Origin of the sequence: Streptomyces sp. CLV115 (assembly GCF_038448545.1) — a bacterium.
GTDB lineage: Bacteria > Actinomycetota > Actinomycetes > Streptomycetales > Streptomycetaceae > Streptomyces > Streptomyces sanglieri.
The window spans coordinates 16,911-42,839 of the sequence record NZ_JBCEWQ010000071.1; the positions used below are offsets into that span (position 1 = coordinate 16,911).

General features: G+C 72.5%; 21 protein-coding genes. 12 read left to right on the forward strand and 9 right to left on the reverse strand.

Annotation, left to right across the window (positions count from 1 at the left end):
• Positions 1-6: 6 nt before the first annotated feature.
• The gene (locus AADR41_RS23600) at positions 7-846 is read right to left on the reverse strand and encodes a DUF4184 family protein (protein ID WP_342283384.1); all 840 of its coding nucleotides are present in this window, start codon (positions 844-846) and stop codon (positions 7-9) included.
• Between the two features lie 186 nt (positions 847-1,032).
• On the opposite strand from AADR41_RS23600, the gene AADR41_RS23605 reads away from it, so the two are divergent.
• The 3 genes from AADR41_RS23605 (at position 1,033) to AADR41_RS23615 (ending at position 4,108) form a co-directional block, all read left to right on the forward strand.
• Positions 1,033-2,793, forward strand: a complete 1,761-nt coding sequence (locus AADR41_RS23605; protein WP_342283385.1) for a lytic transglycosylase domain-containing protein — start codon at positions 1,033-1,035, stop codon at positions 2,791-2,793.
• Positions 2,794-2,936: 143 nt separating this feature from the next.
• Entirely contained in the window at positions 2,937-3,074 is a 138-nt protein-coding gene (locus AADR41_RS23610; RefSeq protein ID WP_266916575.1) for an SPW_0924 family protein, read from the forward strand.
• Between the two features lie 56 nt (positions 3,075-3,130).
• Positions 3,131-4,108: a DUF3068 domain-containing protein gene (locus AADR41_RS23615; protein ID WP_342283386.1), complete on the forward strand. Its 978-nt coding sequence runs from the start codon at positions 3,131-3,133 to the stop codon at positions 4,106-4,108.
• A gap of 155 nt (positions 4,109-4,263) precedes the next feature.
• Here AADR41_RS23615 and hrpB read toward each other — a convergent pair whose 3' ends face one another.
• Together hrpB and AADR41_RS23625 are read right to left on the reverse strand one after the other, a co-directional pair.
• Positions 4,264-6,759 carry an ATP-dependent helicase HrpB gene (hrpB, locus tag AADR41_RS23620; RefSeq protein ID WP_342283387.1) on the reverse strand — a complete coding sequence of 832 codons (2,496 nt, stop codon included), beginning with the start codon at positions 6,757-6,759 and terminating at the stop codon, positions 4,264-4,266.
• A gap of 61 nt (positions 6,760-6,820) precedes the next feature.
• Positions 6,821-7,642: a class I SAM-dependent methyltransferase gene (locus AADR41_RS23625; RefSeq protein ID WP_342283388.1), complete on the reverse strand. Its 822-nt coding sequence runs from the start codon at positions 7,640-7,642 to the stop codon at positions 6,821-6,823.
• Between the two features lie 400 nt (positions 7,643-8,042).
• Here AADR41_RS23625 and rpsA point away from each other — a divergent pair, with 400 nt between their 5' ends.
• The gene (gene rpsA, locus AADR41_RS23630) at positions 8,043-9,554 is read left to right on the forward strand and encodes a 30S ribosomal protein S1 (RefSeq protein WP_072483117.1); all 1,512 of its coding nucleotides are present in this window, start codon (positions 8,043-8,045) and stop codon (positions 9,552-9,554) included.
• Between the two features lie 108 nt (positions 9,555-9,662).
• Here the strand turns inward: rpsA and AADR41_RS23635 are convergent, their stop codons facing one another.
• Positions 9,663-10,625, reverse strand: coding sequence for a right-handed parallel beta-helix repeat-containing protein (locus tag AADR41_RS23635; RefSeq protein ID WP_342283389.1), 963 nt, complete (start codon positions 10,623-10,625; stop codon positions 9,663-9,665).
• Positions 10,626-11,078: 453 nt separating this feature from the next.
• On the opposite strand from AADR41_RS23635, the gene AADR41_RS23640 reads away from it, so the two are divergent.
• From AADR41_RS23640 to AADR41_RS23650, 3 genes are all read left to right on the forward strand, one after another.
• On the forward strand, positions 11,079-12,017 hold the full coding sequence (locus AADR41_RS23640; protein WP_342283390.1) for a PAC2 family protein: 939 nt from the start codon (positions 11,079-11,081) through the stop codon (positions 12,015-12,017).
• 39 nt (positions 12,018-12,056) lie between these two features.
• A complete protein-coding gene (coaE, locus tag AADR41_RS23645) occupies positions 12,057-12,662 on the forward strand; it encodes a dephospho-CoA kinase (RefSeq protein ID WP_342283391.1) in 606 nt (201 codons plus the stop codon).
• A 97-nt stretch (positions 12,663-12,759) separates the two neighbouring features.
• Positions 12,760-13,128, forward strand: a complete 369-nt coding sequence (locus tag AADR41_RS23650; RefSeq protein WP_124718274.1) for a tetratricopeptide repeat protein — start codon at positions 12,760-12,762, stop codon at positions 13,126-13,128.
• Positions 13,129-13,179: 51 nt separating this feature from the next.
• Here the strand turns inward: AADR41_RS23650 and AADR41_RS23655 are convergent, their stop codons facing one another.
• Entirely contained in the window at positions 13,180-13,458 is a 279-nt protein-coding gene (locus tag AADR41_RS23655) for a DUF6343 family protein (protein ID WP_342283392.1), read from the reverse strand.
• 77 nt (positions 13,459-13,535) lie between these two features.
• Between AADR41_RS23655 and AADR41_RS23660 the strand changes: the two genes are divergently transcribed.
• Positions 13,536-14,654 (forward strand): ADP-ribosylglycohydrolase family protein, encoded by a 1,119-nt coding sequence (locus tag AADR41_RS23660; protein WP_342283393.1) that lies wholly within the window; start codon positions 13,536-13,538, stop codon positions 14,652-14,654.
• A gap of 48 nt (positions 14,655-14,702) precedes the next feature.
• Here AADR41_RS23660 and AADR41_RS23665 read toward each other — a convergent pair whose 3' ends face one another.
• From AADR41_RS23665 to AADR41_RS23675, 3 genes are read right to left on the reverse strand one after another with little or no spacing between them, the layout of a single operon-like run.
• Positions 14,703-15,800, reverse strand: a complete 1,098-nt coding sequence (locus AADR41_RS23665; RefSeq protein ID WP_342283394.1) for a tyrosine-protein phosphatase — start codon at positions 15,798-15,800, stop codon at positions 14,703-14,705.
• Between the two features lie 41 nt (positions 15,801-15,841).
• Entirely contained in the window at positions 15,842-17,833 is a 1,992-nt protein-coding gene (locus AADR41_RS23670) for a hypothetical protein (RefSeq protein WP_342283395.1), read from the reverse strand.
• Positions 17,834-17,839: 6 nt separating this feature from the next.
• The gene (locus AADR41_RS23675) at positions 17,840-18,736 is read right to left on the reverse strand and encodes an SGNH/GDSL hydrolase family protein (RefSeq protein ID WP_342283396.1); all 897 of its coding nucleotides are present in this window, start codon (positions 18,734-18,736) and stop codon (positions 17,840-17,842) included.
• A gap of 194 nt (positions 18,737-18,930) precedes the next feature.
• Here AADR41_RS23675 and AADR41_RS23680 point away from each other — a divergent pair, with 194 nt between their 5' ends.
• The gene (locus tag AADR41_RS23680) at positions 18,931-20,142 is read left to right on the forward strand and encodes a PucR family transcriptional regulator (RefSeq protein WP_342283401.1); all 1,212 of its coding nucleotides are present in this window, start codon (positions 18,931-18,933) and stop codon (positions 20,140-20,142) included.
• Between the two features lie 97 nt (positions 20,143-20,239).
• Positions 20,240-20,950 carry a class I SAM-dependent methyltransferase gene (locus AADR41_RS23685; protein ID WP_342283397.1) on the forward strand — a complete coding sequence of 237 codons (711 nt, stop codon included), beginning with the start codon at positions 20,240-20,242 and terminating at the stop codon, positions 20,948-20,950.
• Positions 20,951-21,019: 69 nt separating this feature from the next.
• Here AADR41_RS23685 and AADR41_RS23690 read toward each other — a convergent pair whose 3' ends face one another.
• A complete protein-coding gene (locus AADR41_RS23690) occupies positions 21,020-21,367 on the reverse strand; it encodes a hypothetical protein (protein WP_124718280.1) in 348 nt (115 codons plus the stop codon).
• 346 nt (positions 21,368-21,713) lie between these two features.
• Between AADR41_RS23690 and AADR41_RS23695 the strand changes: the two genes are divergently transcribed.
• Complete coding sequence (locus tag AADR41_RS23695; RefSeq protein WP_342283398.1) at positions 21,714-22,676, forward strand: slipin family protein; 963 nt, start codon at positions 21,714-21,716, stop codon at positions 22,674-22,676.
• A gap of 214 nt (positions 22,677-22,890) precedes the next feature.
• Positions 22,891-25,902, forward strand: coding sequence for a DEAD/DEAH box helicase (locus AADR41_RS23700; protein WP_342283399.1), 3,012 nt, complete (start codon positions 22,891-22,893; stop codon positions 25,900-25,902).
• Positions 25,903-25,929 lie beyond the last annotated feature (27 nt).

Consider the following 25,929-nt stretch of genomic DNA (forward strand, 5'->3'; position numbering starts at 1 on the left):
CCCGGATCAGGGCTTCACGGACACGCCCTCGGCCACGGGGGCGGCCGGACGCGGTCGCCGCATCCGCAGCCGCATCCACACCCCGTACAGCACCAGGCCCACCGCCAGCCCCGCCCCGGCGCCGAAGCAGGCGGTCGGGACGATGTCGAGCGGGGTGTCGATGTGCCCGAAGTACGCGTACCAGCGCGCGCACCGGTGGACGATGCCGAGCAGTGCGCAGACGCTCAGCAGCGCCCCCGCCGCCCACCGCCCCCGCCGGTCCAGCACCGGCACCGACGGCGGGACCGGGCGGGTCCCGGTGGCGCGCAGCCCCGAGGCCGTGAACCGGGCGAGTACGGCCAGGGCCACCGCCGAACTGCCGTACTGCACCAGCTGGAACACCGGGAATCCGCCGACGCTCCCGTCGAGCACCGGCACCAGGCGGACACCCCACCGGTCGTGATGGGTGAAGGCGTCCCAGACGACATGCGTGGCGGCCCCGATCATCGCCGACCCCACGAACCCGACGGCCTCCCGGACCCCCCGCGCACCGCGCCGACCCCGTACGAACGCGTGGACGCTCCCCTGCCGGTTGGCCGGCAGCAGCGCCACCAGCGGTTCGCGCAGCAGCAGCCACAGCGCCACCACGGCCGCGGTGATCAGCACATCGACGGTGATGACGCCCCACACCGAGTGGGTGACCTGCCCGAACTCCATGGCGCCGGGGATCGCGGTGTCCGCGTAGTACGTCATGTCGGGGGCGAACGAACCCGCGACCAGGGCCGAGGCGAACAGCCCTCCACGCGCCGTCCCGTCCCGCCGCATCCCCGGCAGTACGGCGGCGGCATGACTGAGTGTGAACGGCATGGCGGCAAGTATGCGCGAGCCGTGCGAGCCCCTCTGACCACCGCCGTACAACTTGCCGTCGGGAACGTGAAAAACAGGTAAGAACCGGTCAGTACGCAGTGCCCCTACGGCACAAGTTGCCGTAGGGTCGCCTGAGTCCTGTCGCTGGGGAGCGCGGACTGTCGACGAAGGGGAGGGGCCAGAGGTATGGCAGCGCAATTCGGTCGCCGGCTTCGCAAGGGGGCGACCACCACCGCTGTGGCCGCCGTCGCCGTGGCGGCGCTCTCCGCCTCGGGGGCCCCGGGCGCCACGCTGGTCACCGGGAGCGACGACCCGCAGGCCACCGGGTCGACACCTCCGCCCGACGACAGCGCGGCCACCGGCAACTCGCCGTACTACACGGACCTGCCGCCGCTGAACACCCCCGACAAGCCCGGCACGTCCACGAATCCGCCCGTCACCGGCAGCGCGGAATCCGGCATCCCGGCCTCCATCCTGGCCGCGTACAAGAAGGCCGAGCAGACCGTCGCCGGCAGCGACGCGGCCTGCCGGCTGCCCTGGCAGCTGCTCGCCGCGATCGGCAAGGTCGAGTCCGGCCAGGCCCGCGGCGGCCGGGTCGACGCGAACGGCACCACGTTCTCACCGATCCTCGGCCCGGTCCTGGACGGCCGGGGCTTCGCCATGATCAAGGACACCGACAACGGGGCGTACGACGGGGACTCGACCCACGACCGTGCCGTCGGCCCGATGCAGTTCATCCCGTCCACCTGGGCGACCTGGGGCCAGGACGGCAACGGCGACGGCCGCAAGGACCCCAACAACATCTACGACGCGGCGCTCGCCGCCGGCCGCTACCTCTGCGCCGGCTCCCGCGATCTGTCCCTCGCCGCGGACCTCGACCGGGCGGTCCTGAGCTACAACCACTCGGACGCCTATCTGCGTACCGTCCGCTCGTGGTTCGACTACTACAAGCGCGGCACCCACGAGATCCCCGACGGAACGGGCACCGTCCCGCCCGGCCTCGGCGGCGGCACGGACCCCGGCCCCGGCAGCCCGAGCCCCTCGCCCTCGCCGTCCGGGCCCGGCAAGCCGGCCCCCGGCCCCTCGAAGCCGGGCGACGGCGGATCGACCGGGCCGACCCCGGAGCCGAAGCCGCCCGCCGAGCCGGCCGAGACCCTCGCGGGCGTGGAGAACGCCGGTACCGGCCCGCTGACGGCCACCGCGGGCGACGCCTTCGCCGAGCGGATCAAGGTCCGGGCCAAGAACAAGCTCGGCGGCCCGCTCGCCAGGGTGTCCGTGACCTTCACCGTCGCCGGTGACACCGACGCGGCCTTCGACGGCGGGAAGAAGACGGCCACCCTCCGGACCGGCGCCGACGGCACGGTCACCGCCCCGGTCCTGAAGGCCGGTGAGAAGGCCGGGAAGTTCACGGTGCGGGCCGTCGCCACCGGCCGCTCGCTGCCCGCCGTCGCCTACGGCGCGACCGTCACCGGCCGCCCGGCCGACGCGATCGCCAGGACCGACGAGAAGGCGCTGACCACAAAGGCCGGCACCGAGTTCGCCGACACCGTCGAGGTCAAGGCCACCTACAAGGGCGCGGTCGCGGCGGGTGTCGCCGTCACCGCCACCATGATCACCGACGACGAGAAGCCGGTCGAGAACGACAAGGGCCCCTACTTCAAGGACGCCGACGACAAGACGGTCCGTACCCTCACGGACCTGAAGACCGGCGCCGACGGCACCCTGAAGCTGCCCGAGATCTACGCCGACGGCACCGCGGGCACCTACAGGCTGCGCCTCACCACCGAGGGCGGCGCCACGGTCGTCATCGAGCTGAAGGTCGAGCCGGCCGACCCCACCGGAACGCCCGACCCCACCGGAACGCCCGATCCCGCCGGGACGCCCGACCCCTCCGGTACCCCCGAGCCGTCGAGGACGCCCGAGCCCTCCGGGACGCCCACCGCCTGACCCCGTTGCCCCGCACGTCGGAACAGCCCCTCTGCCACCACCCGGCAGAGGGGCTGTTCCACGTGTTCTCATCTCGCGCCCGCGTTGCTACGGTGCCCCAATCCTGACGACCCATCAGATCCGTGCTCTCCGGGAGGACCGGCATGCGAGCTCTCGTCGCCGCCGCCATCGGGCTCGCCGCAGCCCTCGCGCTCGTCTTCACCATCACGGCGATCGGCGCCCCGCCCGGAGAGACCTCGCCCGAACCCCTGCTGACCACCGTCCCGGGCCCCAAGAACTAGTGCCCCGATCCGGCACTGACCACCAAAAGCAACCGAAGCCGAGGGAGGGCACCCACATGCGCCGCCGAGCCAGCCTCGTACTCCTGGCATTCGCCGTCTTCTTCGCCGCCATGTCGCCACTGCTGCGCTGGTACGCCTTCCCCAGGCTGGCGAAGATCCCGCCCAGCCAGTACCAGGAGACGGTGCTGGAGGCGAAGCCCGCCACCCTCCTCGACTACAACGACAACATGAAGGTGAAGACGGTCCCCAAGGTCACCATCGTGCAGACCCTCAAGGGGAACGTCGAGGAGTCCGAGAAGATCGAACGCAGCGCCGGCCGCGACGTCGTCGTCTGGGACGCCCTCAGCTACGTGGCCGGACCGGACGGCAAGATGGTCTCCGAGATCCCCGAACGCTACATCTTCGACGCCCACAGCCAGGCCCCCGTCCACGCCACCGGCGAAATGGTCGACGGCGACCCGGTCAGGCGCGACGGCATCGAGTTCAAGTGGCCCTTCCTCACCCAGAAGCGCGACTACGAGTACTTCGACGCCCAGACCCGCACCAGCTCGCCCATCCACTTCAAGGGCACCCGCACCTTCCACGGCATGGACGTCTACTACTTCGAGCAGACCATCCCGTGGACCAAGGTCCCGATGCCGAAGAAGATGCCGATCAAGGGCGTCAGCCCGGAACAGATCGCGAAGACGGGCATGACCCGCTGGTACACCACCCAGCGGATGTTCTGGGTGGACCCGGTCACCGGAGCGCCGGTCAACGGCGAGGAAATACACAAGGAGGAGCTGCGCAACGCCAAGAAGATGGGGATGCCGAAGGACACCATGACCGTGTTCGCCGGACACGTGAAGATGCGCCCGGACTACGTCGAATCCATCGTCGACCTCGTCAAGTCCCAGCGCCTGCTGGTCCTGCTCCTCACCTCGTACCTGCCCTGGGGCTTCCTGGTCCTCGGCGCCGGACTGCTCGCCCTCGCCCTCTGGCTGGAGGCCCGCTCCCGCCGCCCGGACCCCGCCCCCGCACCCGCTCCCGCTTGAGCCGGGCCCCGGAGGAGCCGGCGGCGGGCACCGCGGCGTCGCGGGGCCGGGGCACGCGCCCCGCGGTGTTGCCGTCGGTCACCAACGCTCCGCGTCGGCCCGGTCCTGCGCCCCGCGACGCACGCACCCCGGCCCCGCTCCTCCACCCGCGCCGCCTACCGCCGGGTCCTCTTGGTGAACCGGGTCGCCTCCACCGTCGTCGGATCCTCCGGCCACGGGTGCTTCGGATAGCGGCCGCGCAGCTCCGCCCGTACGGCGCGGTAGCCGTCCTGCCAGAACGACGCCAGATCGGCGGTGACGGCGGCGGGACGGCCGGCCGGGGAGAGCAGGTGGACCAGGACCGGCACCCCGGCCACCCTCGGGGTCTCCCGCAGACCGAACAGCTCCTGGAGCTTCACCGCGAGCACCGGCTGAGCCCCGCCGTACTCCACCCTGATCCGGGAACCGCTCGGCACCTCGATCCGCTCCGGCGCCAGCTCGTCGAGCCGCACCGCCTCGCCGGTCGCCCACGGCAGCAACCGCCGCAGCGCCTGCCCCGCGTCGATCCGGGCCAGGTCGGAACGGCGCCGGGCCCGTGACAGCTCGGGCTCCAGCCACTGCCCGGTACGTTCCAGCAGCGCATCCTCCGACACGTCCGGCCAGGGCTCGCCCAGCTCACGGTGGAGGAACGCGAGCCGCTCCCGCAGCTGCCCGGTCTCGCGCGTCCAGCGCAGCAGCCCGAGCCCCTCGCGCCGCAACCCCTCGACCAGCGCCTCACGCACCGGACCGGGCGCCGGCTGCTTCAACGGACGCACCGACAGCTCGACGGCCCCCAGCCGCTCCACCCGGCGGGCCACCACGTCGCCGCCCGCCCAGTGGACCTCCTCGCCCGCGAACCGCAGATGCCCGGCGGCCGACCGCGCCGTGTCCTCGTCGATGACGGCCGCGAGCCGCACCCGCGCGGACGCCGAGTGCGCGGGCCGGTCCGCCACCGCGACCGCCAGCCACGGCGCACCGCGCAGCCCCGAACCGTCCCGCGGCTGCGCACCCGTCCCCGACACCATCAGGAACGCCCCCTCGCCCCGCGCCCGCGCCACCCGCTCCGGGAAGGCCAGCGCGGCCACCAGGCCCACCGCCGCGTCGTCCGGCCCGGAGCCCCCGCCCGCGTCCGCGACGAAGGAGGACAGCCGCCGCACCTCCTGCCGCCACCGCCCCGCGTACCCGTCGCCGCCCCGCCGCGCCGCGCGCAACGCGGCCGCCAGATCGTCCCCGTACTCCCTCGGCGGCTCCTCGCTCAGCAGCGCCACGACCTCGGCCGCCCGCCGGCCGCCCACCTCGGCGGCCCCGTCCAGCAACGCCCGCGCCAGCCGGGGATGCAGGCCCAGCCGCGACATCCGGGTGCCCCGGCCGGTCACCCTTCCCTCCGCGTCCACCGCGCCGGTCGCCGTCAGCACCTCGCGCGCCGCGCTCATCGCACCCGCGGGCGGCGGGTCGAGCAGCGCCAGCCCCGACGCCCCCGGATCGCCCCAGCACGCCGCCTGCAACGCGAACGCCGTCAGGTCCGCGACCTTGATCTCCGGGGACGGGAACCGGGCGAGCCTGCCGTCCTCCGCCTGCGCCCAGCACCGGTACACCGCCCCGGGCGCCTCCCGCCCGGCCCGGCCCGCCCGCTGCCTTCCGGCCGCCTGCGAGGCCCGCACCGTCGTCAGCGCGCTCAGCCCCCGGGCGTGATCGGTACGCGGCTCCCTGGCCAGCCCCGAGTCCACCACCACCCGCACCCCGGGCACCGTGAGGGACGACTCCGCGACCGAGGTCGCCAGCACCACCCGCCGCCGCTCGCCGGACGACCCGGCCAGCACCGCGTCCTGCACCGCCGCCGGGGCCCGCCCGTGCACCTGGAGCACCTCGGCGGCCACCCCGGTCAGCTGCCCCGCCACCCGGCCGATCTCGCCGACCCCCGGCAGAAAACACAACACGTCCCCGTCCCGCTCCGCGAGCGCCCGGCGCACCGTCGCGGCCACATGCGTCAGCAGCGCCGGATCGACCCTCATCCCGTGCGGCGGCCGCACCGGCGAGGCGGGCGGCGCCCAGACCACCTCCACCGGATGCGAGACACCCTCCGCCTCGACCACCGGGGCATCGCCCAGCAGCCGGGCCCAGCCCTGCGCGTCCGTCGTCGCGGACGCGGCGACCAGCCGCAGATCGGGCCGGATCGCCTCCCGCACGTCCAGCAGGAACGCCGCGACCGTGTCCGCGTCCAGATGCCGCTCGTGGCACTCGTCGATGATCACCGCGTCGACCCCGGCCAGCTCCTGGTCGCGCTGGAGCCGCTGGAGCAGCACACCGGTGGTCACCACCTCCACCACCGTGTCGCGCCCCACCACCCGCTCCCCGCGGACCGTGAACCCCACCCGGCCGCCGGCCCGCTCCCCGACGAGCCACGCCATCCGCCGCGCCGCCGCCCGCGCCGCGATCCGCCGCGGCTCCGCGACCAGCACCCGGCGCACCGGACCGCCACCGGCCAGACCGGCCAGGACCAGCGGTACGAGGGTCGTCTTGCCGGTGCCGGGCGGCGCGCACAGCACCGCGACACCGCGGTCGTCGAGCGCCCGCTCCAGGTCGGGCACAGCGGTGCGTACGGGCAACTGGTCCAGGGCGTCGGTACGGATCACGCCCCCAGTCTCGTACGACCCGCTCCCGTGCCGGAGCGCCGGTGCCGCGGGACCGGTTCCGTCAGCCCCGCTCGCAGACGAAGACCGCCGTGCCGGGGATCAGGTTTCCGCGCAGGGGGGACCAGCCGCCCCACTCCTGGTGGTTCCAGGCCGGCCACTCCGGTTCGACGAGGTCGACCAGCCGGAAGCCGCCGGCCACCACGTCCCGCACCCGGTCGCCGAGCGTCCGGTGGTGCTCGACGTACACGGCCTCGCCCCGCTCGTCCTGCTCGACGTAAGGAGTGCGGTCGAAGTACGAGGCCGCGACCGACAGGCCCTCGGGCCCCGGCTCGTCCGGGAACGCCCAGCGCACCGGATGCGTCACCGAGAAGACCCAGCGGCCCCCGGGACGCAGCACCCGGTGCACCTCGCGGAACACCTGCACGGGGTCGGCGACGAACGGCACCGCGCCGTAGGCGGAGCACGCCAGGTCGAAGGAGCCGTCCCGGAACGGCAGCACCCCGGCGTCCGCCTCGACCAGCCGGACCGCCGGCGCGTCGCCGTCGATCCGCAGCGCGTGCTGCAACTGCCGGTGCGAGAGGTCCAGCGCCACCGGCCGGGCCCCCTGCGCGGCGAGCCAGCGCGAGCACTGCGCGGCGCCCGCGCCGATCTCCAGGACGTCCAGGCCGCGCAGCGACCCGGCGGGGCCCAGCAGACCGGCCTCCGCCTCGTCGAGCCCTTCCGGCCCCCAGACGAAGCGGTCGTCGCCCAGGAAGGCGCCGTGGTCGCTCTGGTACTCGTCGGCGTTCCGGTCCCACCAGCCGCGACTGGCCCGGCTGCTCTCGGCCTCCGACGCCTCGCGGCGGGTCGCTTCGGGTTCGGCCGGGTAGATCTCTTGGCTCATCGTGTCCGTCGTTGTAGTTTGCCTTCACCCCGCCGCACGCGGTACGTACCTTGGGGTACCTGTGAGTACGGCTCCCGTGCCCGTGGGTTTGTCTCCTGGGGCCGATCTGGCCTCGGGGAACACGAGTTGTGCCGGATATGCGCCGTTGCGCCCCCGGTGTGCGCCTTCGCGCATTGACCGTGCCCGGCTGCCCCCGTATGCTACAAGTTGCGCTGCGAGCCTGCGCGCCTCAGACCTAGCAGGCCGCGCTCGCATCTGTTGTATGTCCCCTCGGTTCACGAGGCGCCTCCCGTCCGGCGGGTTCGGTGCTTCCCGAGCTGTCCGGCTTCTGCAGAGGTGATACGGGCTCCCGGCGTAGCAGTACCTACGACTCACTGTCCGTACCGGAGCCCTTTCCCACATGACGAGCAGCACCGAGACCACCGCCACCACCCCGCAGGTAGCGGTCAACGACATCGGTAACGAGGAAGCCTTCCTCGCCGCGATCGACGAGACGATCAAGTACTTCAACGACGGCGACATCGTCGACGGCGTCATCGTGAAGGTCGACCGGGACGAGGTCCTGCTCGACATCGGTTACAAGACCGAAGGCGTCATCCCCTCCCGCGAGCTTTCGATCAAGCACGACGTCGACCCGAACGAGGTCGTCAAGGTCGGCGACGAGATCGAGGCCCTGGTTCTCCAGAAGGAGGACAAGGAAGGCCGCCTCATCCTGTCCAAGAAGCGCGCTCAGTACGAGCGTGCCTGGGGCACGATCGAGAAGATCAAGGAAGAGGACGGCATCGTCACCGGTACCGTCATCGAGGTCGTCAAGGGTGGTCTCATCCTCGACATCGGCCTCCGTGGCTTCCTGCCGGCCTCCCTCGTCGAGATGCGCCGTGTCCGCGACCTCCAGCCCTACGTGGGCAAGGAGCTCGAGGCCAAGATCATCGAGCTGGACAAGAACCGCAACAACGTGGTCCTGTCCCGCCGTGCCTGGCTGGAGCAGACCCAGTCCGAGGTTCGCCAGACGTTCCTCACGACCCTGCAGAAGGGCCAGGTCCGCTCCGGCGTCGTCTCCTCGATCGTCAACTTCGGTGCGTTCGTGGACCTCGGCGGCGTCGACGGTCTCGTGCACGTCTCCGAGCTGTCCTGGAAGCACATCGACCACCCCTCCGAGGTTGTCGAGGTCGGCCAGGAAGTCACCGTCGAGGTTCTCGACGTCGACATGGACCGCGAGCGCGTCTCCCTGTCGCTCAAGGCGACGCAGGAAGACCCGTGGCAGCAGTTCGCCCGTACGCACCAGATCGGGCAGGTCGTTCCCGGTAAGGTCACCAAGCTCGTTCCGTTCGGTGCGTTCGTGCGCGTCGACGAGGGCATCGAGGGCCTGGTCCACATCTCCGAGCTGGCCGAGCGCCACGTGGAGATCCCGGAGCAGGTCGTCCAGGTCAACGACGAGATCTTCGTCAAGGTCATCGACATCGACCTGGAGCGTCGTCGCATCAGCCTCTCGCTGAAGCAGGCCAACGAGTCCTTCGGTGCCGACCCGGCGTCGGTCGAGTTCGACCCGACCCTGTACGGCATGGCCGCGTCCTACGACGACCAGGGCAACTACATCTACCCCGAGGGCTTCGACCCCGAGACCAACGACTGGCTCGAGGGCTACGAGACCCAGCGCGAGGCGTGGGAGACGCAGTACGCCGAGGCGCAGCAGCGCTTCGAGCAGCACCAGGCCCAGGTCATCAAGTCCCGCGAGGCCGACGAGGCCGCTGCTGCCGAGGGCGCTGCCGCCCCGGCCGGTGGCGCCCCGGCTGCCTCCGGCGGCAGCGGTGGCGGCTCGTACTCCTCGGAGTCCGCGGACAACTCCGGCGCCCTGGCGTCGGACGAGGCCCTGGCTGCCCTGCGCGAGAAGCTGGCGGGCGGCCAGAGCTGACGCTCTGCACCCCCTCCGGTCGGTGATCGACCGCAGTAGCTGAAAAGTGAGGCCCGCTCCCTTCGGGGAGCGGGCCTCACTCGTTTCCGTGATCGTCCACGCCCGCCGTTACGGCGTGACGGCGATGTTGGTCAGTCCCTTGCCGCCGGTCACCGTGTTGCTGCTGTGCACGGTTGCCGGGCAGCCGGCGCCGTAGTTGGTGACGTTGACGGCGAGCTGCTTGTCGCCCTTGGCGCCGGTCAGGTCCGAGGTGTTGCCGCGGAAGACGGTGCCGCAGCCCCAGCCGCTCTGCTGGGTGTGGGTCTCGTAGCCGTTGTTGCTCGTACGGGAGCCCTTGTTTCCCTCGACCAGGACGTCATTGCCCTTCACGTCGACCCAGGAGTCGTCGTAGTTGGCTCCGGTCAGCCCGCTGCCGTCGAAGGTGTTGCCGATGATCCTCGCCCCGGTGGTGCCCTCCTTGATGTCGACGTTCTCGCCGCCGACCCCCGGGCCGATCGTGTTCCGCAGGATCTGGACCCCGTCGCTCCGGTCGGAGAGATCGCCGGCCGTGCCGACGTAGACGCCCTCGCCCATGCCCCGGCCGTCGTGCCCGGTGTCGTAGATCCGCGAGTCCTTGATGACGCCGTTCCTGCTGGACCTGCGGAAGTGGACGCCCTCCATGTCCAGGTCGTGCACGGTCACCGAATCGATGACGACGCCGGTGGCGGCGTCGGCCATGATGCCCTTCTGGCCGCCGGTGACGGTGATGCCCTCGACGGTCCAGTAGGAGGCCCCGTCGATGTGCAGTCCGTAGCCCCCGCCGGCCGTGAGGACCGCCCCGGCCGAGCCCGTGAGGGTGATCCGGGCGGAGGCGGTGCCGGGGACGGTCGCCTTGAAGTTGCCGGTGTACGTGCCGTCGGCGAGCCGGATGGTGTCGCCCGGGGCCGCGGCGGTGAGGGCGGACTTGAGCTGGGCGGCGGTGCTCACGTCGATGACCGTTGCCGCGCCGGCCGTGGTGGCGGAGGCGAGGGCGAGGCCGCCGGTGGCGAGGGCGGTGGCCAGCAGGGCCGGGAGCGGAGTGCGGGTGCGCATGGGGGTGCCTTCCCGTCGAAGGGGTTCGAGGTTCTCGTACATGAATGTGGGGCGAGTCTCTGAACGCTCTGCCCAGTGACGGTAGGGACGGGGCGCGGCCCTGTCAATGTCTGGACCAATGCCTCGCGAGGGTGGACCGGTGGACCGGGTGAACCAGGGAACGCCTGTGTGGTGCACGGGAAACTGACGGTCCGTCGCCCTCCGTGCGCGGAGCCTGCGGTCCGGCCCGCTGTCATGAACTCGGCGTCGCCGGAGCCGTGTTCACCGACATGAACGTCAACGCCGTTGTCCCGGACGGGAGGGCGGATGCCCGCCGGCGGCTCCCGCCCCGCGGGCGGCCCCGGCGTTCTCGCACCGGATCCGGCATGAACCGGCGGGTGAAAGGGCACAGTCCGGGAATGCATGTGCCCCGCCGGGCGTTCTTCTCCAGGAACACGAGGAGGAGCGGTAACCGTGCCTGATCCGCAGAGTTTGTACGAATGGGAGCCGAAGGGCCTGGCCGTCGTCGACATGGCGCTCGCCCAGGAGTCGGCCGGCCTGGTCATGCTCTACCACTTCGACGGATACATCGACGCGGGCGAGACCGGCGAGCAGATCGTGGACGGCCTGCTCGAAACGCTGCCGCACCAGGTCGTGGCCAGCTTCGACCACGACCGTCTGGTCGACTACCGCGCACGGCGCCCGCTGCTCACCTTCCGGCGCGACCGCTGGGCCGCCTACGAGACCCCGACGCTCGACGTCAGGGTCGTCCAGGACGCCACCGGGGCGCCGTTCCTGCTGCTGTCCGGGCCCGAGCCCGACGTGGAGTGGGAGCGCTTCGCCGCCGCCGTCGAGCAGATCGTCGAGCGCCTCGGCGTCCGCCTCGCGGTGAACTTCCACGGCATCCCGATGGGCGTCCCGCACACCCGCCCCGTCGGCATCACCCCGCACGGCAACCGCACGGACCTCATGCCCGGCCACCGCAGCCCGTTCGACGAGGCACAGGTGCCCGGCTCCGCCGAGGCCCTGGTGGAGTACCGGCTGATGGAGGCCGGACACGACGTCCTCGGCGTGGCCGCGCACGTCCCGCACTACGTCGCCCGCTCCGCGTACCCGGACGCCGCGCTCACCGCGCTGGAGTCGATCACGGCCGCGACCGGCCTGGTCCTGCCGAGCGTCGCCCATGCGCTGCGCACCGAGGCGCACCGCACCCAGACCGAGATCGACCGGCAGATCGACCAGGGCGACGAGGAGCTCGTCTCGCTCGTCGAGGGCCTTGAGCACCAGTACGACGCGGTCGCCGGATCCGAGACCCGGGGCAACCTGGTGGCCGAGCCCGTGGACCTGCCGTCCGCCGACGAGATCGGCCTCGAATTCGAGCGGTTCCTCGCGGAGCGCGAGGGCGACATCTGACCGTACCCGCCGGTCACTCCGCGTACTAGGCTGCCGGGCATGCTGAAAGTGGGCCTGACCGGTGGGATCGGCGCCGGCAAGAGTGAAGTGTCACGGCTGCTCGTCGGATACGGGGCCGTGCTGATCGACGCGGACCGGATCGCCCGTGAGGTCGTCGAGCCGGGGACACCCGGGCTCGCGGCCGTCGTCGACGCGTTCGGCGCGGACATCCTCACCGCCGACGGCACACTGGACCGGCCGAAGCTCGGCTCGATCGTCTTCTCCGACGCCGACCGGCTCGCCACCCTCAACGCGATCGTGCACCCCCTGGTCGGCGCCCGCTCCGCCGAGCTGGAACGGGCCGCGGGCCCCGACTCGGTCGTCGTCCACGACGTCCCCCTCCTCACCGAGAACGGCCTGGCGCCGCTCTACGACCTGGTGGTCGTCGTGGACGCGAGCCCCGGAACCCAGCTCGACCGGCTCGTACGGCTGCGCGGCATGACCGAGCCCGAGGCCCGCGCCCGGATGGCCGCCCAGGCCACCCGCGAGCAGCGCAGGGCCGTGGCCGACCTGATCATCGACAACGACGGACCGCTGGAGAACCTGGAACCGCAGGTCCGCAAGGTCTGGTCGGAGCTGGCCGGGCGGGCCGCCGCAGCCGGCTGACCCCGGCACCGGCCGGGACCGGAATACCGGACCGCGGCCGGACGTTGAGGACCCGGTGGCGGGTCGAGTACCCGCCGACGAACGGAAGGACGAGACCGTGCCCGAGAGGACCCCGGAGACCGACGTCATCGACTTCCGCGCGGCCGAACACCTGCTGGCCGCGCGCGACCCCCGGGGCGCGGTGAAACTGCTGGATTCGGTGATCGCGGCCCATCCGGAGAACACCGCGGCCCGGCTGCTGCGCGCCCGCGCGTTCTTCGCCGCCGCCCAGCTGCGTCCCGCCGAGCTCGAATTCGAACTCGTCCTGGAGCGCGAACCGGACAACGCCTTCGCGCACTTCGCGCTGGCCCGCACCTTCGAGCGCTCCGGCCGCACGGACCGGGCCGCCCGCCACTTCCGGCTGGCGGCCGCGCTCGACCCGAACCCGGAGTATCTGAAGGCGGCCCGCTTCCCGGCCCAGGACTGACGCCCCGCCCAGGACCGACACCCTGCGCCGGGTCGCGCCCCCGGTGACGCTTCAGTGCCCGTACCTGCCGTGACCGCCGTGGTCGGGTTCGTAGGGCGGGACATCGCGGCCGGGCTGGTAGTGCGGCCCCTGGTGGATGTGGTGGACGATCACCGTCAGATCCACCAGGACCAGCAGGAGCAGCAGGCCGCAGGCGGCGGCCCAGCCCGGCCGGTCGGTCAGTGTGAAGGCGGCCAGGCCGAAGACGGCCCAGGCCAGCCCCCATAGACTCAGCCAGAGCCGCAGCCGCAGTGGACTGCGGGCAGTCGTCGGTTCATTGCCGGTACGCATGGCGATCGCCTCTTCTACCAGCATGGACCCGTGACGGCGTTTGTGGGACATGTGATGTCGGACTGAGGGGATCGTGCGTGAACGGCACATCGTGGGAGGGCCGCACCGGCCGCGGGTCGAGGGTCCGGGGCTGTCTGCTGGGCGGGGCGATCGGGGACGCGCTGGGGAACCCGGTGGAGTTCCTGTCCCTGGCCGGTATCCGCCGGGCGCACGGTGCGCACGGCGTACAGGGACTCCTCCCGGACGAGGAAGGGGTCGTCGGCCGGGTCACGGACGACACACAGATGACCCTGTTCACCGCCGAGGGACTGATCAGGGCCCATGCCCGGGCGGCGTCGAAGGGGATCGGCGGTGCCGAGACCGCGCTCGTACGGAACGCCTACCTCCGCTGGCTGGACACCCAGAACCACCCCGCGCCGCCCTTCGCGGGCGGTGACAACCCGATACGGACCGGCTGGCTCCGGCAGCAGCCCTGGCTCTACGCCCGCCGGGCCCCCGGCAACGCCTGCCTGACCGGGCTCGCCACCGGCCACCTCCCCGAACCGACGCGCCGGCTCGGGGAGCCCGGACCCGTCAACACCGGGTCCAAGGGATGCGGCACGGTGATGCGGTCCGCCCCCTTCGGCCTGCTGGGACAGGACCCCGAGTCGGGCTTCCGGCTCGCGTACTGGTGCGCGCAGCTCACCCACGGCCATCCGACCGGCGCGTACGCGGCCGGGGCCCTCGCAGCGATCGTCACGCACCTCCTGGAGGGCGACTCGACGGCCGGCGCCGTGCTGAGGGCGATGGAGCTGCTGCGCCACCACCCCGGGCACGAGGAGACCACGGCGGCGCTGCGGGCCGCCGTGGAGCTGGCCGCGGAGGGTGCGCCGACCGGCGAGAAGGTGGAGACGCTGGGCGCGGGCTGGGTCGCCGAGGAGGCCCTCGCCATCGCCGTGTACTGCGCCCTGGTGCTGCCCGGCGCCGACCAGGTGGCCCCGGCGCTGCTGCTCTCGGTCAACCACTCGGGCGACAGCGACTCCACGGGGGCGATCTGCGGCAACCTGCTCGGCGCACGCCACGGGGACGTACACCTTCCGCCGTCCTGGCTGGTGTCGACCGAGGGCCGCGCGGTGATCACCGAGGTGGCCGACGATCTCTGCCTGGAGGCCGAGCACGCGGTCGCCTGGCCGGACGGGCGATACCCGGCGTGCTGACGGGCGGTGGGGCCACCGTCCGTCGGCACGCCGGACTCTGACGATGCGTCAGTCGGTCAGCAGCTTGGCGCGCAGGGCGGCCACCGTCGCGTCGTCGACCTTCAGGCCCTCGCGCACGTAGGTGTCGAAGTCGCCGTAGATGTGGTTCACCTCGTCGAACGCCGCGCGCAGCCAGCTCAGTTCGACGGCCTTCGGGTTGCCCAGGTAGTCGTTGCTGGCGAGGAAGTCCGCCTCGACGGTCTCGCGCGGGACGCCGAGCACGGTGAGCAGCACGGCCGTGCTCCAGCCGGTGCGGTCCTTGCCCGAGCTGCAGTGGAAGACCGTCGCGCCGGAGTCGTTCGTCGCGACGGCCGTGAGCAGGTCGCGGAAGGCGTAGTCGGCGCCGACGAAGTTGACCATGAACGGGTAGCCGATGGACTGGCCGAGGTCGGACGAGCCGGAGAACAGCCCCGCGGCTATGGCCTCGGCCAGGGTCATCAGCGCCGAGTCGTGGAAACGGAGGCCGTGGCTGAGCGACACCACGTCGGCGACCTGGTACTTCACACCGGCGGGCACCCGGTCCGGGTCGTCGTGCCGCTCCACCGCGTTGCGCAGGTCCACATCAAGGGTGAGCCGCTGGGAGAGCAGGCGCTGCTGCTCGGCGTCGGTGAGCTTGTTGATCTTGTTGGAGCGGTAGACCAGCCCCGGGCGGACCCAGCGGCCGTCGGTGGTGCGGTAGCCGCCGATGTCCCGGAAGTTGCGGGCGGACTCGATCCCGAGCGAGCGTTCGGCGACGACCAGCGGGGAGCCGCTGTCCGGCACCAGCCGGAAGTACCAGCGCCCGGCCTCGGCGAGGGTTCCGGCGGGGACGGTCAGCGAACCGGTGCCGGGGGCGGTGCCCACCGGGGTGCCGGTGGTCGCGTCGGGGGAGGTGACGGCGGTGACGGTCACCGAACCGGCGGCGGAGGACCAGGAGAGCGTGTAGCCGCCGTCGGCGGCGCGCTTGGCGGTGGCGGCGGTGAACGGCACCGCGGCGGCCCGGGTGCCGGCCTCGGCGCTCGCCGCCGGTGCGCCCGGGGGCGTGGCGGCGAGGGCCGGCGGTACGAGGACCGTACCGGCGAGCAGGGCGGCCGCGACGGCTGCCTGGATGATGCGGTGCGTGCGCATGGTGCTCCTTGTCTGCATCCCTGTCAGGGGGGTGGGGGGTGTCAGGAGGCGGGGACGGCGGTGCACGGCGTGGTGCCGCAGACATTGATGACACGGCCGGTGGTCAGGAAGGTGGCCTTCTGCTGACGCGCGGCCGACGAGTTGCGGGGGTCCGAGTGCGGGTCGTGGCCGTACTGCGGCCCGGTGGGCGGGGTGTTGCCGAGCGGCGGGGTGGGCGTACCGCTGTCCCACACCGTCATCGCGGAGCCCCGGTAGGGCAGTTGGGCCCGGGAGACGGTGCGGATGCCCCAGTACGGGACGGTGTCCGGGCTGCGGCCCGGTGCCAGTGCGGGGGCGATCAGCCGGGCACCGAGGGTGCGCGCCTCCACGTCGGCCGCCGCGTTCGCGACCTGGTGGTCCCCGTACGCGATGTGCATCAGCACCTGATGACGGTCGGTGAGGTGGCTCGCGTACCCGTTGGTCTCACCGCGGTCCCACACCATCTGGAACAGCTGGAGGACGATCTGCTGGCGCAGCCGGTCCGGGTAGGAGAGGTCCAGGACCTGCTGGAACGGGGCGAAGTCGGCGCTGCGGTTGAGAAGCAGGCCGTAGTTCATGCCGGTGACGCCGAGGACCCCGCGCCGGATGTCGGGCGAGGCGGCCAGCAGCGCGCCGCCGAGGATTCCGCCCTGGCTGTTCCCGTCGTAGCCGATGCCGTGCCGGGTGTCCACGAGCGGCCGGCCGGCCGCGTCGCGGAAGGCCGGGTCGCTGGCCAGCCCGTCGGTGTGGATCAGGGCGCGGGCGAGGAAGAGGGCGTTCAGCATGCCCTGTTCGCTGCGCTCGGGGACGGCGGGGAAGAGGTTCGGGTCGGCGAGCGCGCCGAGCACCACGGGGATGTCCTCCTCGGCCATCCCGATCCAGTCCGTCGCGCAGAACGTGAAGTTGTGCTCCGCCGCCATCGCCTTGACATTGCCGGCGCCGACCTCGGAACGGCGGCCGAGGAGGCCGTGCCCGTAGAGGGCGGGGTGCGAGGCGGTACGGAAGGCGGAGCGCGGTATCTCGCAGCGGAACGTGGCGGGCCGGGTGCCGAGCGGGAGCCGCCGGGGCAGGCCGTCGCGACCGCGGCGCAGTACGGAGCCGGGCGGGCCGCCGGGCAGGTTCAGATAGCTGGGCACGTCGATCCGGCCGGTCACCTCGCGGGCGATGCGGGGATCCTGCTCGGCCGTGAAGTCGGTGACCTGGGTGACGGCGAACCCGGGGGAGCGGCCGCCGAGCCGGCGGAACGCGTCGTCGCGGATGGTGAGGAGGTCACCGGTGAGACCGCGGGTGCTCGCGACGGTGAAGTCCCAGGCCAGGTAAAGCCCTTCGGACCGCACCCCGGCCCTGTGCAGCGCCTTGAGGGCCGGACGGAGCTGACGCTGCCGGGCGTGCAGCGGATGCCCGCCGGGCAGCGGCCTCCCTGTGACGGCGGCGAACGGACCGGCGGCCGCAATGGTGCGCCCCGCCCCGTCCTTGAGGTTCCGCAGGGCGACGGCGTAGTGGTGGCCTTCGCGGAAGTTGCGCGCGGGATGGATCAGCAGGGCCCGGCGCGCGGGGTCGGTGGCGTTGGCGTCGGGCTCCGCCCAGTACGGCCACCGCTCGCCGGTCCGGGTGTCCAGCAGTACGACGGGGGCGTCCGGGGCCAGGGAGCGGCCGATGTCGGTGATCGGGGCCGCGCCGGTCGCCGCCGGGTTCAGCCCGGGGACGTGCGCGATCAGCGTCGAGCCGGGGGAGAAGCCGTCGGACCGGTTCCAGGCCGTCGGGTCGATGGGCCGGCCGGCCGCGGCGCGTGGCAGGACGCCGGCGCCGAAGGCCACCCGGCGGCCGGTGTCGGTGGCCGGGTCGGGCCGGGTGTACCAGTCGTTCGGGAACGGCAGCAGGCACTCGACGGGCGCCAGCGGGTCGCAGCCCGGCCCGGACGGCCCGGCGGCTTGTGCCGGCCGGGAGTCCGGGACGAGCAGGGCGGCGGCGCCGAGCGCCGCCGCCAGCAGCCCGCGCAGCAGGCGATGAAGCAACTTCGGTCAGCTCCCCTGGAGGTGCGCGCCGATGATGGCCGCGTAGTTCTCCTCACCCCTGCGGTTGGGGTGCAGCGGGGCGGCTGCCGCGGTCGGCACGTAGCCCTCGACCCACTTGTCCGACGGGGCCTGGCAGGAGTCGTGGCCCTTGCTGGGCGTGGCCAGATCGATGTACTCGGCCCCGTGCGCGGCGCTCTGCTCGGCGATCGCCGAGTTCATCCGGTCGACGCTGCCCTGCAGGAAGTCCGCGTCCACCGGCAGGACCGGCTGCAGCGGCCAGCAGCCGCCGGGCTTGATGTACAGCCCGTACCCCGTGACGATCACCCGGGCCTGCGGCGAACGCTGGTGGATGGAGTCCAGTACGACGCCCAGCTTCGGCGCGAACTCCGCGATGCGCTGCCCCACCTGGTCCACGCCGCCCTCGTTGTACTTCTCCTTGCACGGGGTGGCGTTCGGGTCGAGGGTGGTGCACTTCTGCGCGATGCCGACCAGTCCGGCGTCGTTGCCGCCGATGGTCAGCGTGACCAGGTCGGTGTCCGGGCGCAGCGCGTCGAACTGGGGCGGCGCCGAGCCCATCGGGATGTCGAGCAGCGACAGCGACTGCTTCTCGGTCATGTGCTTGGAGGAGGCGCCGCTGCACGTGACGTCGGTCAGCGAGGCGCCGAGGCGATCGGCCAGTTCGTGCGGGTAGTTGTGCGTCGAACGGCCGCAGGGCAGCGGCCCCGTGATGTCGGGGATGAGCGGTCCCGAGGCCATGGAGTCGCCGAGCGCGACATAGGATGTGGCGCCGTCCGTACCGGTGGCGGATGCCGGTACCGCACCGGTCCCCACGGCCAGACCGGCCAGGGCGAGCGCGCCCATGACGGTCCTGGCGGAACGACAGATGCCCTTTTTCTGCGGCATGTTCACGGAATCCTCCGACGGTGGGGGGCGGGAACGTGGCATGGCGTGTGACGCCGGTCATCATGCAGACTCAACTGCCGTCGTTTAACTGGTGGGTAACGCAGACTTCTGCGGGGGAACTTGTGACGCGTGACAATCGGCCGCTCGTCATCACGGGCGGACACGGCGTCCCGGGCGGGCCGGGGGACCGGCCGCTGTCCATCGCCGGACGTCCGGTGGCCGCGCAGCTGCGTGCCCGGGTTCCGGCCCTGACCGGCCGTGTCGTGGCCCGGCTGCTGGCAGATCTGCCGGTCTACGCGGATCTGCCGCACGAGGAGATCTCCGGCGACATCGCCGACATCGTCCAGCACAATCTGCGGCTCTTCGCCGACGTCGTCGAGCACCGCCGCCCCGCCACGGACGCCGAACTCGCCCAGCAGCGCGACTCGGCGGCCCAGCGCGCCGAGGAGGGCGTGCCGCTGGACGCGATCCTCACCGCCTACCAGGTCGGCACCGCGATGTGCTGGCAGGAGGCCGCGAAGGGGGCGCTGCCCGGCGATCTCGCCACCGTCCTGGAGATCATGGACCGCATCATGGTCCTTCAGCAGCAGCTGACCTCCGCCGTCAGCAGCGCGTACCTGGAGGCCCGGCAGATCCTCGACAGCCAGGACCACGGCGGCCGGCACGCCCTGATGGCCGCCCTGCTGACCGGTGAACCCCTGGACCGTTTCACCCACCGCACCGGACTGCGCCCGGCTGCCCGCTACCTCACGATGACGCTCGCACTCGCCCCGCACCCCGACGAGCTGAACCAGCCATTGGGCCCCGGCGCGGGCGTCGCGGCCCGGCGCAAGATCCGCCGGGTCCGCACGGCCCTGGATCATTTCGCCGGTACGCCGGTGCTCACCGCCCTGGACGCCTCCGGCGGCACGGTGCTGCTGCCCGCCGCCGAGCCGCCGCCGTGGCTCGGACCGGGCGGTCTGTGCGCGCTGATCGAGGAGGCGACCCGCGCCGCCGGCGTCCCCATCACGGCCGCCGCGGAGACCGCCGAACCGGAGGCGGTGCCGGCCGCGGTGGCCCGCAACGCCGAGATCGTCGATCTGATCGCCCGTACGGGCCGGCCGCCCGGCCTGTACCGGCTGGCCGACGTACTGCTCGAATACCAGCTCAGCCGGCCCAGCGAGGCCCTGCAGGGGCTCGCGCAGCTGCTGCGCCCGCTGGAGGCGAAGCCGGAGCTGCTGCGCACCCTGGAGACATACCTCGAACTGGGCCTGGACCGGCGGGCCACCGCGGCCGCCCTGCACATCCACCCCAACACCGTCGACTACCGCATCCGCCGCATCGACCGGCTGACCGGCCTCTCCCCGGCCCGCCCGGCCGACCTCCAGCACATCAGCGCGGCACTGGTGGCCCGTCGCTCGGTGTGAGCCGGCGCGGGACGACGCGGAGCGGTGTGAGCCGGCGCGGGACGACGTGGGGCGGGGTGACCGGAACTGTGGTCAACTGCCGTTCGTTCCAACGGGTATGAGCGGACAGCTGGTGCGTGAAGGGTATTCGGGGACGGGCCCCGGCGAGATCACACCGGACGGTTGCGCGGTCGAGCTGTACAGACGGCTCGCCGTCGGCGACGAACCGGACGTGATCGCGGCGGCGGTGCCCGCCGGGGCGACCATTCTGGAACTGGGCTGCGGCGCGGGCCGGGTGACACATCCGCTGGTCGGGCGCGGCTTCGAGGTCACCGCCGTGGACGAGTCGGCGCAGATGCTGGAGCAGATCCGGGGCGCCCGCACCGTGCGCAGCCCCATCGAGTCGCTGGACCTCGGCGAGGAGCGGTTCGACGTGGTGATGCTGGCGTCGTTCCTGGTGCACGCGAGTGAGCACCGGGTACGTGACGGGATGCTGCGGACGTGCCGCAAGCACGTCGAGGACGGCGGCGTCGTGCTCATCCAGCGTGAGGGCGCCGACTACCGCACCGACCTGCCGCGGGAGAGGACCCATCCGGCCGGATACACCGTACGGATCGTCTCGGCGGAGCCCGTGGGGGACGGGGTGGACTCGGTGCATGCCGAGTACGTCTTCGACGACGCGCGATGGACCCAGACGTTCCGTTCGCGGGAGCTGTCGAAGGAACAGTTCGAGGGACACCTGGCGGCGGCGGGCCTGTCCGTCGACCGGTATCTCACGGACGACGGGACATGGGTGCGCGCCGTGCCGGAGCGGCCTCGGAACGGGTGAGGCCCGCGGTCCGGGAGCGTCGGCTTCCGGCACCGCGGACGGGGAGGCGTGGCAGACGGGGCCGGCCGGTCAGTGGACCGTGCTGTAGCTGCGCCACGGCAGCGCGGAGGCCGCGTTGACATCGGTGAACGACTTCGCGAGGTACGTCGTGCCCGGACCGGTGCAGTTGCGGGTGCGGTACAGAATGATGTCGACCAGGGTGCCGTTGCTCACCACCTTGGCGCCCGAGGGGGCGAGCCGGTGGCAGCCCTTCACGGGCGGGCTGTTCACCGTGATCTCGACATCGCGCTCCGTCGTGTAGGCGATCGGTCCGACCGCGGTCCGGCCGAGGCCGGAACAGCCGGCGACGGTGAGGGTCAGGAGCGCGGTCCCGGCTGCGATGCCGAGACGGCGGCGTCGGTGGGCGATCACGGGCATGGGTGGGGTCCTCGTCTGTCTCGTCCGGCTCGTTGCACCGGCACTGGCGCTGCGTATGCCACGGGGTACGCACGGATGGCCACGCGGCGCGTACCCGCTAGGTGCTGACGCTGGTCACCCTGCCCACTCCCCGGCGCCCCGGCATCCGGTGCGCGGCCGGGCGGGGGACGGGCGGGAGGACGGAGGCCCGATCCGTGTTCATATCGATTGATATTGGGCATACCGTGGTAATAGCGACTGATTCATGCGGCCCGTGCGGCCCGCACGCCCTGCGCGACCCCTGTGTCGCGCATGACTCGCACGGATCGGGAGCGTCCGGCAGTTCTCCGGCTTTCAGGGGGCCGTCATGGTCCAGGAGCTCGTGATCGCGATAGTGGCGGCGGCCTCGGCGGGCGCGCTGTACACGGCGGCGGCGGCCAAGATCGTCAAGCAGTACGAGCGTGGCGTGGTGCTGCGACTCGGCAGGCTCCGTGACGACGTGCGGGGGCCCGGGTTCACCATGGTGCTCCCCGGCGTCGAGCGGCTGCGCAAGGTCAACATGCAGATCGTGACGATGCCGGTGCCGGCACAGGACGGGATCACCCGGGACAACGTCACGGTCCGGGTGGACGCGGTCATCTACTTCAAGGTCGTCGATGCGGCGAGCGCCGTGATCCAGGTCGAGGACTACCGGTTCGCGGTGTCGCAGATGGCACAGACCTCGCTGCGTTCGATCATCGGAAAGAGCGATCTGGACGATCTGCTGTCCAACCGCGAGAAGCTGAACCAGGGACTTGAGCTGATGATCGACAGCCCCGCGGTCGGCTGGGGCGTGCAGATCGACCGGGTGGAGATCAAGGACGTGTCGCTGCCGGAGACGATGAAGCGTTCCATGGCCCGCCAGGCCGAGGCCGACCGTGAGCGGCGGGCCCGGGTCATCAACGCGGACGCCGAGCTCCAGGCGTCGAAGAAGCTCGCCGAGGCGGCGAAGGAGATGTCCTCCCAGCCGGCCGCGCTCCAGCTGCGTCTGCTGCAGACGGTGGTGGCGGTGGCGGCGGAGAAGAACTCCACTCTGGTGCTGCCGTTCCCGGTGGAGCTGCTCCGCTTCCTGGAGCGGGCACAGCAGCCCGCGCAGCAGCCCGCGCAGCAGCCCGCGCAGCAGCCCGTACAGCAGCAGCCCGTACAGCAGCAGTCCGCGCAGCCGCAGGTGGCACCGCCGCAGGCGTCGTCCGGGGCCTCCGCACCCGCCCCCTCACCGCCTCCCGCGCCCGCAGCGCCGAACGCCGTTCCGGCGCGGCCCTCGCGCTCGAAGCCGTTGGCCAGGCACTGATCAGGTCCGCCCGCACCAGCCCTGTGCCCACCGTCCCCGCCCCGGTCCGACCTCATGGACCGGGGCGTTTCATGTGGTGTCTGACCTGCTGGAACGTGGGTGGGAGCCCGGTTGTCAGAGCCCCCGCCTAGACTCGCAGGAGTCGATGAAGGGCAGGGCGATCAGCAGCTCCGAGAGGGGCCGAGCGGATCAGGGCGGGAGGGGGAGGAGACCGATGAGTACGGCACAGCACCAGCAGGACGCCGCCACCGTCCGTCTTCTGCGCTGTGCCGCCGTGTTCCTGCCCGCGCCGCTGCCGAGGGACGGGCGGGTCGCCTTCTGGGATCCCGCGGGCGGCGCCCTCCCGGAGCCGGGCGAGGTCTGCGCGCGACCCGCGGATCCGGAGAGCCCGGCCCCCGGTGCGAGCGCGGCCGAGATCACCGTCGCCCGCCGGCAAGGACAGGACGACGACGTCCGAAGGCGGACGGTGCCCGCGCTGCTGCTGCCCGTCGCCGACGCGCTGCCGCTGCTGGTGCGGGCCCGGCACCAGGAGTCCGCCCACCCCGCCGCGCGCTGCTGGGGCGCCGCCGCGCTCCAGGCGCTCAACCTGGCGGCGCGCGGCAGACTGCTCCCCGGTCTGACGGGCGACGACCACGACGCCTGGCGGGCCGGGCCGCGCGACGCCGAGGACATCGCCCATCTCCGGGCGATCGCCGCCGCCATGCCGGCCGAGGGCCACGCGGTCCCGCTGCCGGATCTCAGCCCGCTCCGGCTCCCCGACCCCCAGTGGCTGCTGGGCTCCTTCCTCGACGCGGTCGCCGACACCCTGCCCCGTACGCCCGCCGCGGCGTACGCGATGGGGGCGCCCTTCGCGTCCCGAGAGGCCCAGCACCTGCCGGGGGCGCGTGACTGGGCCGTCGAGGTCGCGTCCGGACTCGACGCCGGTGTACGGGTGTCGCTGCGTCTGGACCTGTCGGCGTACGAACTCTTCGACACGGCCGACACGTACGGCACCGCCGACACGTACGACGCCCCCGACGCGGACGACGCCTCCGGTACGTACGACTCCTCCGACGCGCACCGCGGCTCCGACGCCGCCCGCCCCGGCGAGGCCATCGCGCACCGCACCGGCGCCGCGCGGCACGCCGCCGCGGCGATCACCCAGGTGCACAGCCTCGCCGACCCGACCTACGTCACCGACGCCGCCGCGCTGTGGAACGGCGGGGCGGTCGAGCCGTTCGGTCCGCGCGCCAGGATCGACGCCGTGCTCGCTTTGCGCCGCGCCGCCCGGGTCTGGGCGCCGCTGGAGCGGTTGCTGGACCAGCCGGTGCCCGATGTGCTCGCCCTGGAGGAGGACGAGCTGTACGAGCTGCTCGGTGACGCCGGAGCGCGGCTGGCGGCGGCCGGGGTGAGCGTGCACTGGCCCAGGGAGCTCGCCCGTTCGCTCACCGCCTCCGCCGTCGTGCGGCCCGCACCCGGCTCGGCCACCGACGGCACCTCGTTCTTCGACGCCGAGCAGCTCTTCGCCTTCAACTGGCAGCTCTCGCTGGGCGACGAGCAGCTCACCGAGGCGGAGATGGACATCCTCGCGGAGGCCCACCGGCCGGTGGTGCGGCTGCGGGACCAGTGGGTCGTCGTCGACCCCGCGCTCGTACGCAAGGCACGCAAGCGGGAGCTCGGCCTGCTCGATCCGGTCGACGCCCTCTCCGTCGCCCTGACCGGCACCGCCGAGGTCGACGGCGAACAGGTCGAAGCGGTGCCCGCCGGCGCGCTGGCCGCGCTCCGCGAGCGCATCACCGCCGACCACACCACCATCGACCCCCCGCCCGGCCTCGACGCCACCCTCCGCGACTACCAGCTGCGCGGCCTGGCCTGGCTGGACCGGATGACCTCGCTCGGCCTCGGCGGCTGCCTCGCCGACGACATGGGGCTGGGCAAGACGATCACCCTCATCGCGCTCCATCTGCACCGCGCCCACCCCGCGCCCACCCTCGTGATCTGCCCCGCCTCCCTCCTGGGCAACTGGCACCGGGAGATCAACCGCTTCGCTCCCGGTGTCCCCGTGCGCCGCTTCCACGGCACCGACCGCACACTCACCGGGTCCGGCGGCGGCTTCGTCCTCACCACGTACGGCACGATGCGTTCCAGCGCCGCACAACTGGCCGGTCACGGCTGGGGCCTGATCGTCGCGGACGAGGCCCAGCACGTGAAGAACCCGCAGTCCTCCACGGCGAAGGCGTTGCGCACCATCCCCGCCCCGGCCCGGGTCGCCCTCACCGGCACCCCGGTGGAGAACAACCTCTCCGAGCTGTGGGCCCTGCTCGACTGGACCACCCCCGGGCTGCTCGGCCCCCTCAAGGCGTTCCGGGCCCGGCACGCCCGCATCGTCGAGAACACCGGAACGGCCGCCGGACTCGCCAACGACGAAGCGGTGGAACGGCTCTCCCGGCTGGTCCGGCCCTTCCTCCTGCGCCGCAAGAAGTCCGACCCGGGCATCGCCCCCGAGCTGCCGCCCAAGACGGAGACCGACCACCCCGTCTTCCTCACCCGCGAACAGGTCACGCTCTACGAGGCGGCGGTCCGCGAGACGATGGCGTTCATCGAGGCGTCGGAGGGCATCGCCCGGCGCGGCCTGATCATGAAGCTGCTGGCCTCGCTCAAGCAGATCTGCAACCACCCCGCGCAGTATCTGAAGGAGGAGCCGACCAGGCTCGTCGGCCGGTCCGGGAAGCTGGCCCTGCTCGACGAACTCCTCGACACGATCCTCGCCGAGGACGGCGCCGTCCTCATCTTCACCCAGTACGTGACCATGGCAAGGCTCCTGTCCGCCCACCTCACCTCGCGCGGCGTCCCCTCCCAGCTCCTGCACGGCGGCACACCGGTCGCCGAGCGGGAACGGATGGTGGACCGCTTCCAGTCCGGTGAGGTCCCGGTCTTCCTGCTCTCCCTCAAGGCGGCGGGCACCGGACTCAATCTCACCCGGGCCGCCCATGTCATCCACTACGACCGCTGGTGGAACCCGGCCGTCGAGGAACAGGCCACCGACCGGGCCTACCGCATCGGCCAGACACAGCCCGTGCAGGTGCACCGGCTGATAGCGGAAGGCACCGTCGAGGACCGGATCGGTGAGCTGCTGGAGGCCAAGCGGACGCTGGCCGACACGGTCCTCGGGACCGGCGAGGCCGCACTGACCGAGCTGAGCGACCGCGATCTGGCCGACCTCGTCTCGCTCCGGAGGCCGGCATGAGCCCCCGCCCGCGCCCCGGCAACGACC

Coding starts and splice junctions, on each gene's coding strand:
- AADR41_RS23690 (WP_124718280.1), bottom strand. CDS start 21,367: ATGCCCGTGATCGCCCACCGACGCCGCCGTCTCGGCATCGCAGCCGGG.
- AADR41_RS23665 (WP_342283394.1), bottom strand. CDS start 15,800: ATGCGCACGCACCGCATCATCCAGGCAGCCGTCGCGGCCGCCCTGCTC.
- rpsA (WP_072483117.1), top strand. CDS start 8,043: ATGACGAGCAGCACCGAGACCACCGCCACCACCCCGCAGGTAGCGGTC.
- AADR41_RS23600 (WP_342283384.1), bottom strand. CDS start 846: ATGCCGTTCACACTCAGTCATGCCGCCGCCGTACTGCCGGGGATGCGG.
- AADR41_RS23655 (WP_342283392.1), bottom strand. CDS start 13,458: ATGCGTACCGGCAATGAACCGACGACTGCCCGCAGTCCACTGCGGCTG.
- AADR41_RS23675 (WP_342283396.1), bottom strand. CDS start 18,736: ATGCCGCAGAAAAAGGGCATCTGTCGTTCCGCCAGGACCGTCATGGGC.
- AADR41_RS23610 (WP_266916575.1), top strand. CDS start 2,937: ATGCGAGCTCTCGTCGCCGCCGCCATCGGGCTCGCCGCAGCCCTCGCG.
- AADR41_RS23615 (WP_342283386.1), top strand. CDS start 3,131: ATGCGCCGCCGAGCCAGCCTCGTACTCCTGGCATTCGCCGTCTTCTTC.
- AADR41_RS23695 (WP_342283398.1), top strand. CDS start 21,714: ATGGTCCAGGAGCTCGTGATCGCGATAGTGGCGGCGGCCTCGGCGGGC.
- AADR41_RS23635 (WP_342283389.1), bottom strand. CDS start 10,625: ATGCGCACCCGCACTCCGCTCCCGGCCCTGCTGGCCACCGCCCTCGCC.
- coaE (WP_342283391.1), top strand. CDS start 12,057: ATGCTGAAAGTGGGCCTGACCGGTGGGATCGGCGCCGGCAAGAGTGAA.
- AADR41_RS23605 (WP_342283385.1), top strand. CDS start 1,033: ATGGCAGCGCAATTCGGTCGCCGGCTTCGCAAGGGGGCGACCACCACC.
- AADR41_RS23700 (WP_342283399.1), top strand. CDS start 22,891: ATGAGTACGGCACAGCACCAGCAGGACGCCGCCACCGTCCGTCTTCTG.
- AADR41_RS23685 (WP_342283397.1), top strand. CDS start 20,240: ATGAGCGGACAGCTGGTGCGTGAAGGGTATTCGGGGACGGGCCCCGGC.
- AADR41_RS23625 (WP_342283388.1), bottom strand. CDS start 7,642: ATGAGCCAAGAGATCTACCCGGCCGAACCCGAAGCGACCCGCCGCGAG.